This window comes from Paraoerskovia sediminicola (assembly GCF_030296575.1).
Classification (GTDB): Bacteria; Actinomycetota; Actinomycetes; order Actinomycetales; family Cellulomonadaceae; genus Paraoerskovia; species Paraoerskovia sediminicola.
Genome location: NZ_AP027729.1, coordinates 1 through 17,889 on the forward strand (window position 1 = coordinate 1; position 17,889 = coordinate 17,889).

13 protein-coding genes and 5 pseudogenes are annotated in these 17,889 nt (G+C 73.3%); 10 read left to right on the forward strand and 8 right to left on the reverse strand.

The window, feature by feature from the left end; all coding sequences use genetic code 11:
- Positions 1-61 precede the first annotated feature (61 nt).
- From QUE47_RS00010 to QUE47_RS00040, 4 genes and pseudogenes are all read right to left on the reverse strand, one after another.
- Positions 62-616 (reverse strand): annotated as a pseudogene (locus QUE47_RS00010) (bifunctional folylpolyglutamate synthase/dihydrofolate synthase); the annotation flags it as partial.
- Positions 613-3,981: pseudogene (gene ileS / locus QUE47_RS16345) on the reverse strand (isoleucine--tRNA ligase). The pseudogenes QUE47_RS00010 and ileS, both read right to left, overlap by 4 nt.
- Positions 3,982-4,225: 244 nt before the next feature.
- Positions 4,226-4,438 (reverse strand): hypothetical protein, encoded by a 213-nt coding sequence (locus tag QUE47_RS00035; protein WP_286218056.1) that lies wholly within the window; start codon positions 4,436-4,438, stop codon positions 4,226-4,228.
- Between the two features lie 339 nt (positions 4,439-4,777).
- Positions 4,778-6,418, reverse strand: a complete 1,641-nt coding sequence (locus QUE47_RS00040) for a molybdopterin-dependent oxidoreductase (protein WP_286219549.1) — start codon at positions 6,416-6,418, stop codon at positions 4,778-4,780.
- A gap of 189 nt (positions 6,419-6,607) precedes the next feature.
- Between QUE47_RS00040 and QUE47_RS00045 the strand changes: the two genes are divergently transcribed.
- The 8 genes and pseudogenes from QUE47_RS00045 to QUE47_RS00080 form a co-directional block, all read left to right on the forward strand.
- The gene (locus tag QUE47_RS00045) at positions 6,608-7,693 is read left to right on the forward strand and encodes a glutathione S-transferase family protein (protein WP_434019770.1); all 1,086 of its coding nucleotides are present in this window, start codon (positions 6,608-6,610) and stop codon (positions 7,691-7,693) included.
- 363 nt (positions 7,694-8,056) lie between these two features.
- On the forward strand, positions 8,057-9,190 hold the full coding sequence (locus QUE47_RS00050; RefSeq protein ID WP_350227598.1) for a putative F420-0 ABC transporter substrate-binding protein: 1,134 nt from the start codon (positions 8,057-8,059) through the stop codon (positions 9,188-9,190).
- Between the two features lie 265 nt (positions 9,191-9,455).
- A pseudogene (locus QUE47_RS00055) lies at positions 9,456-10,441 on the forward strand (putative F420-0 ABC transporter permease subunit).
- Positions 10,438-10,806: pseudogene (locus QUE47_RS16350) on the forward strand (ATP-binding cassette domain-containing protein); the annotation flags it as partial. The pseudogenes QUE47_RS00055 and QUE47_RS16350, both read left to right, overlap by 4 nt.
- A gap of 146 nt (positions 10,807-10,952) precedes the next feature.
- On the forward strand, positions 10,953-11,354 hold the full coding sequence (locus tag QUE47_RS16355) for an ABC transporter ATP-binding protein (RefSeq protein WP_350227600.1): 402 nt from the start codon (positions 10,953-10,955) through the stop codon (positions 11,352-11,354).
- An 85-nt stretch (positions 11,355-11,439) separates the two neighbouring features.
- Positions 11,440-11,676: a YlcI/YnfO family protein gene (locus tag QUE47_RS00065; protein ID WP_286218058.1), complete on the forward strand. Its 237-nt coding sequence runs from the start codon at positions 11,440-11,442 to the stop codon at positions 11,674-11,676.
- On the forward strand, positions 11,673-12,101 hold the full coding sequence (locus QUE47_RS00070; protein ID WP_286218059.1) for a TA system VapC family ribonuclease toxin: 429 nt from the start codon (positions 11,673-11,675) through the stop codon (positions 12,099-12,101). The genes QUE47_RS00065 and QUE47_RS00070 overlap by 4 nt, the downstream gene beginning before the upstream one ends.
- 489 nt (positions 12,102-12,590) lie before the next feature.
- Positions 12,591-12,686 (forward strand): annotated as a pseudogene (locus QUE47_RS00080) (HhH-GPD-type base excision DNA repair protein); the annotation flags it as partial.
- Positions 12,687-12,762: 76 nt separating this feature from the next.
- Here QUE47_RS00080 and QUE47_RS00085 read toward each other — a convergent pair.
- Positions 12,763-13,350: a hypothetical protein gene (locus tag QUE47_RS00085; RefSeq protein WP_286218060.1), complete on the reverse strand. Its 588-nt coding sequence runs from the start codon at positions 13,348-13,350 to the stop codon at positions 12,763-12,765.
- Positions 13,351-13,416: 66 nt separating this feature from the next.
- Here QUE47_RS00085 and QUE47_RS00090 point away from each other — a divergent pair, with 66 nt between their 5' ends.
- Positions 13,417-14,010 carry an HhH-GPD-type base excision DNA repair protein gene (locus QUE47_RS00090; protein WP_286218061.1) on the forward strand — a complete coding sequence of 198 codons (594 nt, stop codon included), beginning with the start codon at positions 13,417-13,419 and terminating at the stop codon, positions 14,008-14,010.
- Positions 14,011-14,014: 4 nt separating this feature from the next.
- Positions 14,015-15,172 (forward strand): 2-phospho-L-lactate transferase CofD family protein, encoded by a 1,158-nt coding sequence (locus QUE47_RS00095; RefSeq protein ID WP_286218062.1) that lies wholly within the window; start codon positions 14,015-14,017, stop codon positions 15,170-15,172.
- On the opposite strand, the gene cofC is transcribed toward QUE47_RS00095, so the two are convergent.
- The 3 genes from cofC to QUE47_RS00110 form a co-directional block, all read right to left on the reverse strand.
- A complete protein-coding gene (gene cofC / locus QUE47_RS00100; protein WP_286218063.1) occupies positions 15,162-15,911 on the reverse strand; it encodes a 2-phospho-L-lactate guanylyltransferase in 750 nt (249 codons plus the stop codon). The two genes, QUE47_RS00095 and cofC, sit on opposite strands and share 11 nt — an antisense overlap.
- A 76-nt stretch (positions 15,912-15,987) precedes the next feature.
- Positions 15,988-16,815 carry a coenzyme F420-0:L-glutamate ligase gene (gene cofE, locus QUE47_RS00105; RefSeq protein ID WP_286218064.1) on the reverse strand — a complete coding sequence of 276 codons (828 nt, stop codon included), beginning with the start codon at positions 16,813-16,815 and terminating at the stop codon, positions 15,988-15,990.
- Positions 16,812-17,813: a TIGR03557 family F420-dependent LLM class oxidoreductase gene (locus tag QUE47_RS00110; protein ID WP_286218065.1), complete on the reverse strand. Its 1,002-nt coding sequence runs from the start codon at positions 17,811-17,813 to the stop codon at positions 16,812-16,814. Before QUE47_RS00110 ends, cofE begins: the two co-directional genes overlap by 4 nt.
- Positions 17,814-17,889: the final 76 nt, after the last annotated feature.

Below are 17,889 nucleotides of genomic sequence, written 5' to 3' on the forward strand. Positions count from 1 at the left end.
CCAGCCACCGCTCGTGGTCGAGCGCGATCGGGGTGATCACCGCGACGTCCCCGTCGACGACGTTCGTGGAGTCCCACTCGCCGCCCATGCCGACCTCGACGATCGCGACGTCGACGGGCGCGTCGGCGAACGCAGCGAACGCCATCACCGTGAGGACCTCGAAGAAGCTCAGGCGCGGGTCGCCGGTCTGCTGGGACTCGCCGTCCACGACGCCGACGTAGGGGGCGACGTCCTCCCACACCTCGACGAAGCGCGCCGGGCTGATGGGCTCGCCGTCGATCGCGATGCGCTCGGTGACGCTCGCCAGGTGCGGGCTGGTGAAGCGGCCGGTGCGCAGCCCGTGCTCGCGCACGAGCCGCTCCGTCATCCGCGCCGTCGACGTCTTGCCGTTGGTCCCGGTCAGGTGGATCGTCCGGAACGTGCGCTGCGGGTCGCCCATGAGCTCAAGCACGCGCGCGACGCGGTCGAGCGTCGGGTCGATGTCGTGCTCGGGAGCGCGGTCCATGATGTGCGCGTACACGACCTCGAGGTCTTCCAGCGCCCCCGCGTCGGTGGCCGCCTGCCGGGCGGCACGCCGGCGGTCCCGGCCCTCCTGCTCGTCCTTGGTCGGGCTCATGCGCTCTCCTCCGCTCGCTGGACAGCGACCGCGAGCTCGTCGCCGGCCACGACGTGGGCCGTGGTCGTCAGGGTCTCGCTCTCGATCAGGGCGCGGTGCTTCTCGACGGCGTCGACGGCCGCGGCCGGGACGGTCAGCGTCAGCACGATCCGGTCGGCGACGTCGAGCCCGGCGGCCTTGCGGGCGTCCTGGACCTCGCGGACGACGTCGCGGGCGTAGCCCTCCGCGCGCAGGTCGTCGTCGAGCGCGAGGTCGAGCACGACGAGGGCGCCCCCGGGAGCACGGCGACGGCGACCTGCGGCCCGTCCTGAGCGCCACCCGTCGTGGTCGCGCCGTCCGTGCTGCCGCCACCGGCGACCGTCGTCAGCTCGTACTCGGCGCCCAGGAGCTCCACGTCGCCGTCGGTCGTCGCGACGACGACGGTCTCGGTCCCGTCCACACCGGGGGCGACGGACCAGTCCCCGCCTTCGCGGCCTTGATGACGGCCTGCACGCCGCGGCCCAGGCGGGGCCCGGCCGCCCGCGCGTTGACGGCGAGGCGCTGCACGATGCCGAAGCGCGCCGTGACCTCCTCGTCCAGCGCGACGAGGTCGACGTCCTTGACGTTGAGCTCGGCGGCGAGCAGCGCCCGGTACGGCGCGAGCGCCTGCGGGTCGTCCACCGCGACGGTCAGCGTGCGCAGCGGCTGCCGCACGCGCAGCGCGTTCGCCTTGCGCAGCCCCAGGGCCTGGGACGTCACCCGACGGACCTGGTCCATCGCGGCCACGAGGTCGTCGTCGGCGGCGAGCGCGCCGTCGTCCGTCGTCGGGAAGTCCGTGAGGTGCACCGAGCGGCCACCCGTGAGCCCGCGCCAGACCTCCTCGGTCAGCAGCGGGGCCAGCGGGGCCATCACGCGGGTCAGCACCTCCAGCGCCGTCCACAGCGTGTCGAACGCGTCGTGGTCCTCCGACCAGAACCGGTCGCGCTGGGTGCGCACGTACCAGTTGGTCAGCAGGTCGAGGTGCTCGCGCACGGTCTCGCACGCTCCGGCGATGTCGTACGCCCCGAGCTGCGCCGACGTCGTCTCGACCAGTCCGCGGGTGCGGGCGAGCAGGTAGCGGTCGAGGGCCGGCAGGCCGGCCACGCGCTCGGGCGTCACCCGCTGCGCCTCGTACCCCTGCCCACCCGTGGCGCCGCGGGCCGCGTTCGAGTACAGCGTGAAGAAGTAGTAGGTGCTCCACAGGGGCAGCAGCACCTGCCGCACGGACTCCCGGATCCCGTCCTCGGTCACGACGAGGTTGCCGCCGCGCAGGATCGGGCTCGACATGAGGAACCAGCGCATCGCGTCGGACCCGTCGCGGTCGAGCACCTCGGTGACGTCCGGGTAGTTACGCAGCGACTTGCTCATCTTGCGGCCGTCCGACCCGAGCACGATCCCGTGCGAGACGGCGCTGCGGAACGCGGGACGGTCGAAGAGCGCGGTCGCGAGGACGTGCAGCAGGTAGAACCAGCCGCGCGTCTGCCCGATGTACTCGACGATGAAGTCGCCCGGGTAGTGGTGCTCGAACCAGTCCGCGTTCTCGAACGGGTAGTGCACCTGGGCGAACGGCATCGAGCCCGAGTCGAACCAGACGTCGAGGACGTCCGGGATGCGGCGCATCGTGGACCGGCCCGTCGGGTCGTCCGGGTTCGGGCGCGTCAGGTCGTCGATGTACGGGCGGTGCAGGTCGGGCTCGCCGTCCGCGTTCACGGGGAGCCTGCCGAAGTCGGCCTCGATCTCGGCGAGCGATCCGTAGACGTCGGTCCGGGGGTAGGCGTCGTCGTCCGACACCCAGACCGGGATCGGCGTGCCCCAGTACCGGTTGCGGCTGATCGACCAGTCGCGGGCCCCCTCGAGCCACTTGCCGAACTGGCCGTCCTTGATGTGCCCGGGGTCCAGTCGATCTGCTGGTTGAGCTCGACCATGCGGTCCCGGAACGCGGTGACGCGCACGAACCAGCTCGAGACCGCCTTGTAGATCAGGGGGTTCCGGCATCGCCAGCAGTGCGGGTACGAGTGCTCGTAGGTCTCGTGGCGCAGCACGACGCAGCGCTCGGCGCGCTCGACGCGTGCGAGCGGCCCCTCACCCGCCTTGAGGTCCTTGATGATGTGCGGGTTCGCGTCGAAGACCTGCTGGCCCGCGTAGTCGGAGACCTGGCCCGTGAACCGGCCTCGGCCGTCGACGGGGAGCACCGGCTCGATACCGGCCTCGGCGCACACCGCCATGTCGTCCTCACCGAACGCGGGCGCGAGGTGGACGATCCCGGTGCCGTCCTCGACCGAGACGAACTCGGCCGCCAGCACCTGGTGGGCGTTGTCGTGGCCGGCGAAGTAGTCGAACGGCGGGGTGTAGGTCAGGCCCGCTAGCTCGGCGCCCGCCACGGTCGCGACGACGGTCGCGTCCTCACCGAGCTCCTTCGCGTACGCGGCGACCCGGCCCGCACCGAGGACGACGCGGTCCCCGGCCAGCGCCGAGCCCTCGCCGGGCTCGACGACGACGTACTCGATCTCGGGCCCGACGGCGACGGCCAGGTTGGACGGCAGGGTCCAGGGCGTGGTGGTCCAGACGAGAGCGAGGGCGCCGGCGGCGGGCGACGCCGCGGCGTCCGACCCCTGCGGCACGGCGGCGAGCCGGACGCCCACCGTGAGCGCCGGGTCCTGGCGCGACTGGTACACGTCGTCGTCCATGCGCAGCTCGTGGTTCGACAGCGGCGTCTCGTCGCGCCAGCAGTACGGCAGCACCCGGTAGCCCTCGTAGGCGAGGCCCTTGGTGTGCAGCGTCTTGAAGGCCCAGAGCACCGACTCCATGAACGTGACGTCGAGGGTCTTGTAGTCGTTCTCGAAATCGACCCAGCGCGCCTGGCGGGTGACGTAGTCCTGCCACTCGTCCGTGTAGGTGAGCACCGACGTCCGGCACGCCTCGTTGAACGCACCGATGCCCATCGCCTCGATCTGCGACTTGTCGGTGATGCCCAGGACCCGCTCTGCCTCGAGCTCGGCCGGCAGCCCGTGCGTGTCCCAGCCGAAGCGACGCTCGACGCGGCGCCCGCACATCGTCATGAAGCGCGGGACGACGTCCTTCGCGTAGCCGGTCAGCAGGTGGCCGTAGTGGGGCAGCCCGTTCGCGAACGGCGGGCCGTCGTAGAAGACGAACTCGTTGTCGCCGTCGGTCCCGGCGTCGCGCGCCTCGACCGACGCGCGGAACGTGTCGTCGTCCTTCCAGAAGGCGAGCACGTCGCGCTCGATACCCGGCAGGTCCGGGGACGCGGGGATCTGGGCGCTCCCGGCGCCCTGCGCGTCTGCGGTAGGGGCGTCGGCGGACGACGTGCGGTGCAGGGGGTAGACCATGGCTCGCGGGCTCCTGGGTGGTACGGGCGTCTCGTCGTGCGAGGACGACGCGCCCTGCCCGACGGCGCCCCTGGTCTCCCAGGGACGGTCGCGGACCGCACGTGCCGCGGTACCACCCCGCTTGCCGACGCGTGCCGCACCCTGGGTGCGGGGCGGCGTCGACCGCTCTACCGGGCTGTGACGGGCCTACCCGTCCGGTTCTACTGAGGACCTGTCGTGCTGCTCGCGTGCCGGCCGTGCGTTCTCACGCACGCGGCCCGTCGGCGGTCCCGTTCTTCCGGAGGCTCACCGGTGATGGCCGGGTCGAAGCCTGTGCCTCCATGGTAGCGCGCGCGGCGGCGCGCGGCCTACGGCTGTACGCCTCGATGTCGAGCGCGACGAGCGTCTCGATGGTCAGGCCGGGGCGGGCGAGGTCGAGCGAGGACTCGACGGGGGCGTCGAGGAGGAGAGCAGACATGCGGGGAGGTCCTGTTCGTGAGCCGCGGGAGGGACGCAGGCCGTGCGGCGCCCTCGGGCGGCACGACGATCGCTGGGACGCGGGTGCTCCGCGTTCCGCTCGCCGACCCCGGATCCGTGCTGCCTCGGGTCGACGAGCCCTCAACAACAGGTGTCGAGGGCGGTCCCCACGGCGCGCACGACGAGCAGCACAGCGGCGCTGTGCACGGTGCTCGGGGCGTCGACGGGGCTCACGCGGAGAATCGTCACACGACCCCGAGCGACGGCGCAAGACCCGGCGACCGCCGGTCCGCATCGCGGACGAGTGTTTCGGGCCGCCCGCCGTGCGGACCCGGCCGGATCACTCGACCGACACCTGCATGGTGTGCCAGCCGGTGGCCCCGTCCGGGGCGGGGTTCGCCCGGTCCTCGGTCTGGACCTCGCCGTCCTCCCCCGTCGCCCGGCTGCGCAGCGTGTGGTTGCCCGCGGTCGCGTCCCAGTCGAAGACCCACTGGACCCAGGTGTCGGTCGAGACCGCGTCGGCGAGCTGCGCGGGCTGCCAGGGCCCGTCGTCGACCTGGACCTCGACACCCGCGATGCCGGTGTGCTGGTGCCACGCCATCCCGGCGACACGCACCGGGCCGGCGACCAGGTCGGTGCTGATGCGGGGTGTGTCGATACGGCTCGAGATCTTGATCGGGCCTCGCTCGGACCAGCCGCGCGTCGACCAGTACGCGACGTCGTCGGCGAAGGTCGTCACCTTGAGCTCGGTCACCCACTTCGTCGCCGAGACGTAGCCGTAGAGGCCGGGCACGACCAGCCTGGCCGGGAACCCGTGCTCGATCGGCAGCGGCTCCCCGTTCATCCCCACGGCGAGCAGGCAGTCGCGCGACTCGTCGGCGAGCACCTCGAGGGGCGTGCTCGCCGTCCAGCCGTCGGCGCTCGTGGAGAGCACCATGTCGGCGCCCTCGGCGGGACGCGCCCGGGCGAGCAGCTCGCGGATCGGGTAACCGAGCCAGGTCGCGTTGCCGACCAGGTCGCCACCGACCGGGTTGGACACGCACGCGAGCGTGACGACGTGCTCCTCGAGCGGGAGGTCCAGCAGCTCCGCGAAGGTGATCTCGAACGGCTCCTCGACGAGTCCCGACACCTTCAGCACCCAGGTGTCGGGGTCGACCTGAGGCACGCGCAGCGCCGTGTCGATGCGGTAGAAGTCGGCGTTCGGGGTGACATAGGGCGCGAGGCCGTCGATCCCCAGCTCGGTGCCGGGCGGGATCGGGTCGGCAGGCAGCGCGGCCCCGGGGAGCTTGAGCGTCTCGCGGACGGCGGTGGCCGCCTCGGTCCCGGCCGCGAGCGCCCGGGCGCCCAGGCCGACGAGCACGGCGGCGCCCGCCGAGATGCCGGTGAGCGCGAGGAACCGGCGTCGGTCGAGCGTCGCGCGCAGGCGGGCCGCCGTGAGCGGGGTCTCGACGTCTGGGTCCTCGAAGGGCACGCCGGTGCCGGCAGGCGTGCCGGAGGTCTCTGCGACCTCCCAGGCGCGCAGCCGCGCCGCACCGGTGCGGAGCAGGATGATCGCGACCGTCACGCCGATCACCGTGGGCGCGGCCCACAGGAACTTGGCGTCCGGTCGCGCCAGGGCGACGATCGTGATGACGAGCCCGACGGCGCCGAGCAGCACCGCGCCGACCGGTGGGCGCCGCAGCTCGAGGGCCCCGGAGAGGGCCGCACCGAGCGCGAGCGTCACGATCATGCCGCCCAGCAGGACGGCCTTGTCGTTGGTGCCGAAGTTCTCGACCGCGAAGTCCTTGAGCCACGGCGGCACCTGGTCGACGACCCCTGCCCCGACGGCGAAGATCGGGCTCGACCGGGGCGAGACGAACGCCGCGACGAGCTCGGCGACGGCGAACCCCGCAGCGGCGGAGACGACGCCGGAGAGTGCCGCCCACCAGCGGGCGTGCCGGAGGCCGCCGGGGCCCGGCGGTGTCCGGCGGTCGTCGTCCACGGTCGGGGGCGTCCCGGGTGTGCCGGCGGACTGGCTCTGCGTGCTCACGCTTCGACTATGTCTCACGCAGGTGGTTCGGAGCGGACGTGGCGGCGGATCGTTCGCGAACCGTCATGTGCTGCCGGGCCCTCCGCGCGGACGTACCGTTGAAACATGAACTACCCAGTCGAGCACTCCCCTGACCGGGACGTGGACACCACATCGCAGAGCGCAGCCCCGGAGCCACAGACGTCTCGTCCCGAGCACTCGCAGGGCGGCACGTACAGCGTCCCCGGCCAGGAGTTCGTGCGCGACAGCCGGTACATCACCACACGGATCACGCGCGACGGCGAGGAGGGCTACGCCGTCGAGCCGGGCCGCTACCGCCTCGTCGCCGCGCGCGCGTGCCCCTGGGCGAACCGCGCGATCATCGTCCGGCGCCTGCTCGGCCTCGAGGACGTGATCAGCCTGGGCACGCCCGGGCCGACGCACGACGAGCGGAGCTGGACCTTCGACCTCGACCCCGACGGCCGGGACCCGGTGCTCGGCATCGAGCGTCTCCAGGACGCCTACTTCGCCCGCGACCCCGAGTACCCGCGCGGGATCACGGTCCCCGCCATGGTCGACACCCGCGACGGCGCCGTCGCCACGAACGACTTCGCGCAGATCACCCTCGACCTGAGCACCGAGTGGTCCGAGCACCACCGGCCCGGCGCCCCGCGGCTGCTCCCCGAGGACCCGGCCGAGCGCGCCGCGATGGACGCCGTCATGGAGGAGATCTACACCGAGGTCAACAACGGCGTGTACCGCTGCGGTTTCGCCGGGTCCCAGGAGGCCTACGAGGCTGCGCACGACCGGCTGTGGACCGCGCTCGACCGGCTCGAGGCGAGGCTCACCGACCGCCGCTACCTCATGGGCGACCGCATCACCGAGGCGGACGTCCGCCTGTTCACGACGCTCGTGCGGTTCGACGCCGTCTACCACGGTCACTTCAAGTGCAACCGCCAGAAGCTGACGGAGATGCCAGCGCTCTGGGGCTACGCCCGCGACCTGTTCCAGACTCCCGGCTTCGGCGACACCGTCGACTTCGACCAGATCAAGCAGCACTACTACCGCGTCCACACGGACATCAACCCGACCGGGATCGTCCCCGCAGGCCCGGACCTCGCGGGCTGGGTCACCGACCACGGCCGTGCCCGGCTCGGCGGGTCACCGTGGGGTTCCGGCAGCGCCCCCGGCCCGGTCCGCGAGGACGAGCAGGTCGACCCCGACCACACGCCGCTGCGGGCCGCCTGAGCACGCCGCCGACGAACCCGTTCGTCGGCGCGGAGCGGCCTCGACGGCTTCCTCGGCATCGACCTGATCCCGGCACGCCGTCTCGCCACCGCTCCGATACGGCTCCGGCACCGCTCCGGCGCGAGTCCGCGCCGGGGCTAGAGTGGGCTGCAGGACCCCGGGCCACGCTCTCGCCCGGTCAGGCGACCGCACCTTCTCGGCCGCAGGTCCTCGGCACCGGATGGCGTGCCACGCTCCCCTCGTCCGTGTCGTGCCGCGGTGTCGTGCCGCGGTGTCGTGCCAACATGCCGCGGCCGACGCGACGAGCCACGCCAGTCCGCCCGCCACGAGCCCGCCAGCCGGCGGGCCGAAGGAGTCGCCTCCGTGCCCCGCACACAGCAGTCAGACCGCTCCGCCCGTACGTCTGCGCCCCTGCCCGACCACCGGCCCGGCGCCCCGACCGGCGCCACCGCGAGCGGGGCCCGCCGGCGTCGGACGGCGCCGCTCGCCCTGGCCGTGGCCTTCCCCCTCGCGCTCGCCCTCGCCGGCTGCGCGACCGGGGACGCGGCGGGTTCCGACCCCTCCCCGACCGGGGGGACGTCGTCCGACACCGCGGCCGAGCAGGCCGAGGCCGTGTCGTACCCGGTCACGGTCACGAGCTGCGGGTTCGACTCGACGCAGACCGCGGCGCCGGAGCGGATCGTGACGATCAAGTCCTCGATGACCGAGCTCGCCCTCGCGCTGGGCGCGGGCGACCGGATCGTCGGCTCCGCGTTCCTCGACGGGCCGCTGCCCGACGATCTCGCCGAGGGCGCACCCGAGGCGGTGACGAGCCCCATGGCCGACCAGGTCCCGGGTGCCGAGGCGGTCCTCGGGCTGGAGCCCGACCTCGTGCTCGCCGGCTGGGAGTCGAACCTCACCGCCGAGGGCGCGGGCGACCGCGACACGCTCGAGCGGCTCGGCGTCGCGACCTACGTCGCCCCGTCGGCGTGCAAGGAGAAGGAGTTCCAGCCGGACCCCATGACCTTCGACACCCTCTTCGACCAGATCGCCGAGGCGGGGACCGTGCTGGGGACGCCGGACGCGGCCGACGCGCTGGTCGCCGAGCAGCAGGACGAGCTCGCCGCGATCGAGCCGGACGCCCGCGGTCTGAGCGCCCTCTGGTACTCCTCGGGCTCGGACGTCCCGTACGTGGGCGCCGGGATCGGGACCCCGCAGATGATCATGTCGTCCGCGGGGCTGACGAACGTCGCCGCCGACGTCCACGACACCTGGACGTCGATGGGGTGGGAGTCGATCGTGGCCGCGGACCCCGACGTGATCGTGCTCGTCGACGCGGCGTGGAACACCGCGGACTCGAAGATCGAGGCGCTCGAGGCGAACCCGGCGACCGCCGAGCTCACCGCGGTCCGGGAGCAGCGCTACCTGACGCTCCCGTTCCCCGCCACGGAGGCCGGGGTGCGCTCGGTCGACGCGGTCGCCTCGCTCGTCGACCAGCTGGCGGACGTCGGCGCATGAGCCAGACCGTCCGTCGCCTCCCGGTCTCCCGGGCCCCCGACTCCGACCCGGGCCCTGCGGGGCCGGGCGGGCGGGCGCGTCCGAGGCGGGCGGTGCGGGCGGTGCGGACGGTGCGACCGGTGCGGGCGGTGCGACCGGTGCGGGCGGTGCGACCGGTGCGGTGCGTGCGGAAGGACCGGCGGGCGCGGCACGTGCGACGGTTGCGACGGTTGCGACCGGAGGCTCTCTGCGACGGTCGCGGCAGCCCCGCCGCGCACGAGCGGCGATCTGGGTGCCCGCCGCCTGCGTGGTGCTCGTCGCGACGGTGCTCGTGGCGGTGACGGTCGGTCCTGCGGACGTGTCGGTCGGCGAGGTCGCGCGGAGCGTGGCGTCGCACCTGGGTCTGGCCGTCGAGGCACCGGCCCGCCTCGTCGACGCCACGGTGTGGGAGCTGCGTATGCCGCGGGTGCTCACGGCGGCGTGCGTCGGTGCGGGGCTCGCGATCTGCGGGGTCGTCATGCAGTCGCTCACGCGCAACCCGCTGGCCGACCCGTACCTGCTGGGGCTGTCCTCGGGGGCGTCCCTGGGCGCCGTCCTGGTCCTGCTCGTCGGGGTCGCCGTCCTGCTGCCCGTCGCCGCGTTCGTCGGGGCCACCGCGGCGCTGGTCGCGACGCTCGCCCTCGCCGGGGCCGCCGGTGGGCTGACGCCGGGTCGCACGGTGCTGGCCGGCCTCGCCGTCGGGCAGGGGCCGCCGCAGCGACCTCGTTCGTCGTCTTCACGTCGGCCCAGGGCGACTCGTACCGCGAGGTGCTCACCTGGCTCATGGGCTCGGTCGCCGGGTCGACGTGGGTCGAGGTCGCCGTCGCCGGGGGCGCGGTGCTCGTGCTGGGCTCGCTGCTGGCGAGCTCGGGGACGCTGCTCGACGCGTTCACGTACGGCGACACCGCGGCCGCGGCTCTGGGGGTCCACGTGAGCCGGACGCGATGGCTGCTGCTGATCGGCGTCGCGCTCCTGACGGGCGCGCTCGTCGCGGTGTCGGGGGCGATCGGGTTCGTCGGCCTGATCCTGCCCCACGCGGTGCGCTTCCTCACCGGGGCGGGCCACCGCCTGCTGCTGCCCCTGTCCGGGCTGCTCGGCGCGAGCTTCCTCGTGTGGTCCGACACCCTCGCCCGCACCGTCGTGGCACCGACGGAGCTGCCGGTCGGGATCGTCACGGCCGCCGTCGGCGCTCCCGTCTTCGCGCTGCTGCTCTGGCGACGGAGGGCGGCATGAGCTCCACGACGCGAGACGCACCGGCCACGGGCGGGCCCGTCGGGCGCACTACGGGCGACGAGGGCCCAGCGGGCCTCGCCGCGGCAGCGACCGCACAGCCGATCGCGGAAGCACGGACCGCCGGGCCGACGTCCGCGGACCAGCGCGGGCTGGTCGTCGACCGCGTGACGTGGGGCGTCGACGGGCGCCTGATCGTGGACGGCGTCGACTGCACCGCCCCGCCCGGCGCCGTGACCGGGCTGTGCGGGCCGAACGGCTCCGGCAAGTCGAGCCTGCTGCGACTGGTCGCCGCGGCGCGGTCGCCGGAGTCCGGCGTCGTGCGGCTCGACGGACAGGACCTGGGCGCGATGCGTCGTCGCGACCGCAGCCGCACCGTCGCCCTGGTGGAGCAGGACGCCGCGACCGACCTCCCGCTCACCGTCCTCGACGCGGTGCTGCTCGGGCGGATCCCGCACCGGTCCCCCTGGCGGGCCCCACCGCCGCGGACCGTCAGGTCGCCCTCGACACCCTGGTGCGCACCGGTGCCGCGGACCTCGCCGAGCGCGACGTCGCGACCCTCTCCGGCGGAGAGCGCCAGCGGGTCCACATGGCCCGAGCCCTCGCGCAGGAGCCCCGGCTGCTGCTGCTCGACGAACCGACGAACCACCTCGACGTCGCCGCCCGGCTCGAGACCATGCGGCTCGTGCGCGGTCTCGCCGCCGACGGCGTCACGGTGCTGTGCGCGCTGCACGACCTGGATCTCGCGGCGTCGTCGTGCGACCACGTCGTCATGCTCGCGGAGGGTCGCGTCGTCGCCGCGGGCCCGGTCGCCGAGGTGCTCGTGCCCGAGGTGGTCGAGGCCGTCTACGGGGTCCGGTGCGTCGTCCTCACCCACCCCCGGACCGGTCGTCCGGTCCTCGCGTTCGACCTCTGAGGGCCGCTCCCCGGCGCCGGGTCCGCCGAGCCGGCTGCTGCGCCGCCCGCGGTCGACACGCACGGTCGGCGATATGCTTTTCTGCATGAGGACCACTCTGCACCTGCCCGACGACCTCTACCGGGACGTCAAGCGCACCGCCGCGCAGGAGGGACGCACCGTCACGTCGCTCGTCGAGGACGCGCTGCGCGAAGAGCTGCGCAGGCGGACCGCCGCTCCCGGTCGGCCGTACGTCGTCCCGACCGTCGACCTCGGAGACCCCCTCGTCGAGATCGACATGACGAGCAACGCCGCGATGCTCGACGCGATGGACGGCCGATGATCGCTCCGGACGTCACCGTCCTCGTCGGCGCACTCGTCGCACGCCATCCGCACAAGCACGTGTGCGAGCCGTGGCTGACCGCGGCGATCGCGAACCCCGAACCGCTCGCTCTCACGGACGCCGTCCTCGGTGCCACGGTGCGGATCCTCACCCACCGGCGCATCTACCCGAACCCGCTGCCCGCCACTGCCGCGCTCGACCTCGTCGAGGGCCTGCTGGCCGCACCGGGGACCATCCGGATCGGGCCGGGGCCGCGCCACTGGGAGATCTTCGGGCAGCTCTGCCGGGGCTCCGACGTCCACGGAAACCTGGTCGCCGACGCACAGCACGCCTCCGTCGCGATCGAGCACGGCGCGACGTGGGCGACGCTCGACCGGGACTTCGCCCGGTTCCCCGGTCTGCGCGTCGTCGACCCGCGCGCCTGAGGCCGTGCGGTTGCCCGGCGAGTGTCCGACGGCGTCGCTACCGTCGCTCCATGACCGGTCCGACGCCTTACCTCCAGCTCCCCGGCACCGCCCGCAAGGCGCTCGCCTTCTACGCAGACGTCTTCGGCGGCAACGCCCAGGTGCACACGCTCGCCGAGATGGGGCGCACCGACGGGCCCGCCGACGCGGTCGCCCACGGCTACCTCCACGACGGCCCGGTGCGGGTGTACGCGTCCGACACGGTCGGCGACGAGGCACCGTTCGCCGCCGAGGGCCTGATGCTCGCGCTGCTCGGCACGGCGGACGCCCAGACCCTGCACGGCTGGTTCGCCCGGCTGGCCGAGGGCGGCGTCGTCCTGGACCCCTCCAGGAGCGGCCGTGGGGAGCCTCCGACGGCCAGGTCGTGGACCGGTACGGTCTGCGCTGGCTCATCGGCTACCAGCACGACGAGCACGACGAGCACGACGAGAACGGTGCGAAGATCGATCCATGACTCTCTGGATGACCGGCGACCCCGCCGCCGACGAGCTCCTCGACACCGACCCGTTCGCGCTGCTGATCGGCATGCTGCTCGACCACAGGGTTCGTTGACGATGGAGCAGGCCCGGAACGCGAGAGCGATGATCGAGGCAACCAAAGGAAGGCTGGCACTCCGCTGGCTCTAGTCTCGGGGCGGCGGTCCAGCCACCAGAGCGAGAGCTTCCTCGTAGTCGCCACCGAAATCGATCCGCGTCACGTCGTCGGGGTCGAGTGATCGCGCTTTGCGGCGCCACTGGCCTTGCGGGTCGACCTCCAGCAGGCGCAGAACCGCGCTGTCGACGAACACCAACGAGCCGACATAACAGATGTCGGGCCTGTCGAACTCGACGAAGATCGAGGTTGTCGGAGCGGCCGCCGCTGCGGTCGTCACGGCACCCCGCAGATCGTCGAGCTCAACCTCGGTGGAGGGTGGTGGCCATTCCGAACGAGCACGCAGAGCCTTCACCGTGAAGCAGTCCGGGTCGGGATCGATCGTGACCGCCTGGATGTCGTTGAGCCGCAAAAGCGCAAAACCGTCGAATCTGACTCGACCGGCGAGCCCCGCGACTGCCACCCATCGGGCACCGATACCCACCACGAACCCCTCGATGTAGTCCGCGCCACGAATCCAGCGGCGCACACCCACCACGAGCTGCTCGTCCTTCGCCCGCTCCAGACGCGCACGAACGGCGTTCTTGTCGACAGGCGGCTTCGACTTCTTGCTCGACATGGGCTAATAATGCCTGCCGAAAACGCGGGACCTGCGCCTCGGAGTACATCCGGGCAAGATGGACCCATGACCGCACAGCTCTGGATCACCGGCGACGACGCGACGGACAAGCTGCTCAGCGACGACCCGTTCGCGCTGCTCATCGGCATGCTGCTCGACCAGCAGTACCCGATGGAGCACGCGTTCGCCGGGCCGCGCAAGATCCGCGATCGCGCCGGCAGCTTCGACGTCGCCGCGATCGCCGCGGCCGACCCCGACGAGTTCGCGACGCTGTGCGCGACGACCCCCGCCGTCCACCGGTACCCGGGGTCCATGGCGGGCCGCATCCAGGCCGTCGCGCGGGCCGTCGTCGACGACCACGACGGGGACGTCACGCGGATCTGGACGGGCGCACCCGGCGAGGAGGCGCCGTCCGGCCGCGAGGTGCTCAAGCGGCTCAAGGCGCTGCCCGGGTTCGGGGAGCAGAAGGCGAAGATCTTCCTGGCGCTGCTCGCGAAGCAGCGCGGCGTCGCGCCCGAGGGGTGGCACGAGGTCGTGGGTGCCTACGGCGACGACGGCTCGCGGCGCTCGATCGCCGACGTGACCGACGAGACGAGCCTGCACGAGGTCCGCGAGTTCAAGAAGGCGGCGAAGGCCGCCGCCAAGGCCGCAAAGAAGTAGCGGCGTGCGCATCACCCTCCTCGCCGGCGGCGTCGGCGGGGCACGGTTCGCGCGCGGGCTGCGCGACCACCTCGACCGCAACGGCACTCCCGACGGGACGGCCGCGGAGATCACGGTCGTCGTCAACACCGGCGACGACTTCCGCCTGCACGGCCTCCAGGTGTGCCCCGACCTCGACACCGTCATGTACACGCTCGGCGGCGGCATCCACGAGGGCCAGGGCTGGGGGCGACCCGACGAGACGCGGCACGTCACCGACGAGTTGCACGCCTACGGGCTCGGCTGGGACTGGTTCACGCTCGGCGACCGCGACCTGGGCACGCACATCGCCCGGACCGAGCTGCTGGGCTCCGGGATGCCGCTGAGCGCGGCGACCGAGCGGCTGTGCGCGCGCTGGTCACCCGGCGCCCGGTTGATCCCGATGACCGACCAGCGGTGCGAGACGCATGTCGTCGTCAGTTCCGACGCCGACTCCGCGCCGGCCGCCACAGCGTCGGACGGGCTGGACGGCCCGGCCCACGACGACGGAGCACGTGACGGCTCGGACCCGGACGACCGGTCAGGCTGCGAGCGCACCATGCACTTCGAGGAGTGGTGGGTCCGCCACCGCGCCGCTCTCCCTGCCCGGCGGTTCGTGCAGGTCGGCGTCGAGAACTCACGTCCGGCCCCGGGAGTCGTCGACGCCATCGAGCGCGCGGACGTGATCCTGCTGCCGCCGTCGAACCCGGTCGTGTCGATCGGCACGATCCTCGGTGTGCCCGGCATCCGCGAGGCGCTCGCAGCGACCGCTGCTCCCGTGGTCGGGGTCTCCCCCATCATCGGCGGCGCACCCGTGCGCGGCATGGCCGACGCGTGCCTGACGGCGATCGGCGTCGAGTCGACCGCCGAGGCGGTCGGGCTCCACTACGGCGCCCGCGGGCACCGACGGCCCGCGCCCGCCGGCGACGGCCCGGGCGTGCTCGGCGCGGCGGCTCTGCCGGGCCTGCTGGACGGGTGGCTCGTCGACACGTCCGACGCCGGGGCCGTCGCCCCGCTCGAGTCCGCCGGGATCTCAGCGCGGGCGGTGCCCCTGCTCATGGGTGACGAGTCCGGCCCCGACGGGCGCACGCCGACGGGGGTCATGGTCGACGCCGCGCTGGACCTCGCCGGTCTCAGGTCCTGACGCCCGGCCCGTCCGGCGCCCCAGGCATCCCGCGGCCGGCGAGCCCAGCGAGCACGTGCGCGGTCCGTGGGCCGACGCCCAGCCCGACCGCGGCCTCCAGGTCCAGGACCGTGTCGACGTCCCGTCGCGCCCGGCCGGGGGCGCGCTCCAGCGCGACGTGCCCCGCCGCGACGTGCTTCGCCGCCGACCCGGGACCGAACGCGGGCCGCAGGTCGGACGGCGTCCGACCGGTCAGCAGGGTGGTTCCGGTGCCGTCGGCGTCGGGGACGACGGCGCGAGGGTGCGCGGCCGCGAGCCCCAGGGTCTCGTCGAGCACCCCACCCGTCAGGGCGGGGAGATCCCCGAGCAGGACGGCGCAGCGCGCGTCGGGACGGTTCGTCGCCGCGCGCTCGATCCCGGCGACGACCGCCGCGGTCAGCCCGCCCGGATCAGGGACGACCACGACGCGCGGGTCGGCGCGCAGCTCGTCGAGCACGAGAGGCTCGCTCGAGACGAGCACGACCGCGCCGACCGTCTCTGCGGACAGGACCGCCGTGAGCGTGTCGAGGGCGAACGCTCGCGCGAGACCGCGACGCAGGGCGCCCTCAGGGTCGCCCGGGAGACCGTCGACGAGGCGTGACTTCGCCCCCGTCAGCCGCTTGACCGGGACGACCACGGTCCACCTTGGGGTGTCGGTCGCGCGTGGGCTGTCGGTCGCGTCTGAGCTGTCGGTCGCCCGGTCGGTCGCGTAGTCGGTCACGGTGCCGCCCGCTGCGTCCGCGGCTGTGCCTGGGTCCGCGCCTGCGTCCGTGCCTGGTTCTGTGCCTGCACGCGCGTCAGAGAGCGTCGTCGCCGTCCAGCTCGACGTCGGCGTCGCGCTCGGACGCGAAGGCGTCGTTGGCCCCGGCCTCGTACCCGGCCGTGTAGCCCTCCTCGTAGGCCTCCTCGGAACCGGTGCGGAACAGGTCGTCCTCGGCCGACCGGACGAGCGCCGCCGCACCGGGACCGTCCGTGTCGGTGACGAAGCGCGCGAGCCCCCGGACCACGGCGACGGGGCGCGCCGCAACCTTGCCGCGGACGAGCTCGGTCGCGGAGGCGATCTGGTCGACCACGGCCGTCATCGTCACCGTGATCTCCCGCCCGTGGGTGTCGGGGGTCCCGCGCATGTCACGCAGGACCAGCACACCGGCCGCCCCGATCGCGAAGTCGATCTGCCCCTCGCGCCACGGGCGACCCGCGGTGTCCGAGATGACGACGCCGAGCCTGACCCCGAACCGCTCCTGCAGCGCGGCGCGGATCGCGCGCGCCGAGGCGTCCGGATCGAGCGGGAGCAGCAGGACCGTGCCCTCGGGGGTGTTGCTGGCATCCACCCCTGCGGCGGCCATGACGAGCCCGAGCCGGTTCTCGACGATCCGCATGACCCCGCGCGGCGAGGTCCTGGACGCGACGACCCGGACGCTCTCCTCGTCGATCGCGGCCTCGCGGTCGGCGGCCACGCGCACGCGGCCCTCCGCCTTGGAGACCACCTTGCTGGTGACGACGACGACGTCGCCGTCAGCGACGCCGTCCGCCACCAGGGCGTCGCCCACGATCCGGGCGAGGTCGTCGCCCGGCTGCACGTCCCCGATGCCGTCGGGGGCCCAGGACTCGATCCGGGCGGTCATCGCGACAGCTTGGGGAGGACGTCGCGGCCGAAGGTCTCGATCCACTCGCGCTGGTTGCGCCCCACGTTGTGGAGGTAGATGCGGTCGAAGCCGAGGTCGACGAACTTCTGGATGTACGCCCGGTGCTCGTCGGGGTCCGCGGAGATGACGAGCCGACCCTCGAAGTCCTCGGGACGCACGAGCTTGGCCATCTGCTCGAGCTCGTGGGGCGTGCGGATGTCGCCCTTGGGGAACTTCATGCCGCCGTTCGGCCACTGGTGCAACGCGTTCTCCAGCGCCTCCTCGTCGGTCTCGGCCCACGACATGTGGAGCTGCAGGACCTTCGGCATCGACTCGGGATCGCGGCCGGACTCCCGCACGCCGGTGTCGAACCGGTCGAAGAGCATCGAGATCTTCTCGAGCGGCGCCCCGACGGTGATGAGCCCGTCGGCGTGCTTGCCGGCGCGCTTCGCGGTGATCGGCCCCGCGGTCGCCACGAGGATCTCGGGGGCGACCTCGGGCATCGTCCAGAGCCGGCTCGACTCCATCTTGTAGAACTGGCCGGAGTGCTTGACGTCCTTGCCCGCGAGCGACGCCGCGAACAGCTTCTTGATGATGTCGATCGCCTCGAACATCCGGTTGATGCGCTCGGGCGCCTCGGGCCAGTACTGCGCGACCATGTGCTCGTTGAGCGCCTCGCCCGAGCCGAGCCCCAGCCAGTGGCGCCCCGGGTACATCGCGGCGAGCGTCGCGGACGCCTGCGCGACCATCGCGGGGTGCCAGCGGAACGTCGGCGCCGTCACGCCGGGGCCGAGGTCGCCCTTCGTGCGCTCGCCGAGCGCCGCGAGGACGTTCCAGACGAAGGACGCCTCGCCCTGCGCGGGGACCCACGGGGCGAAGTGGTCCGCCGCCATCGTCCCGGAGAAGCCGTGCTCCTCGGCGTACGCGCTCAGCGCGACCGCCTCCGTGGGGTGGAACTGCTCGAGAGCTGCTGCGTAACCGACCGTCAGTGGTGCCATGCGACCGAGCCTATCCCCGCCCGGGCGCCGCCGTCCGGCACCCGAACACGTCGCGTGACGCCTGGACGATCTGGGA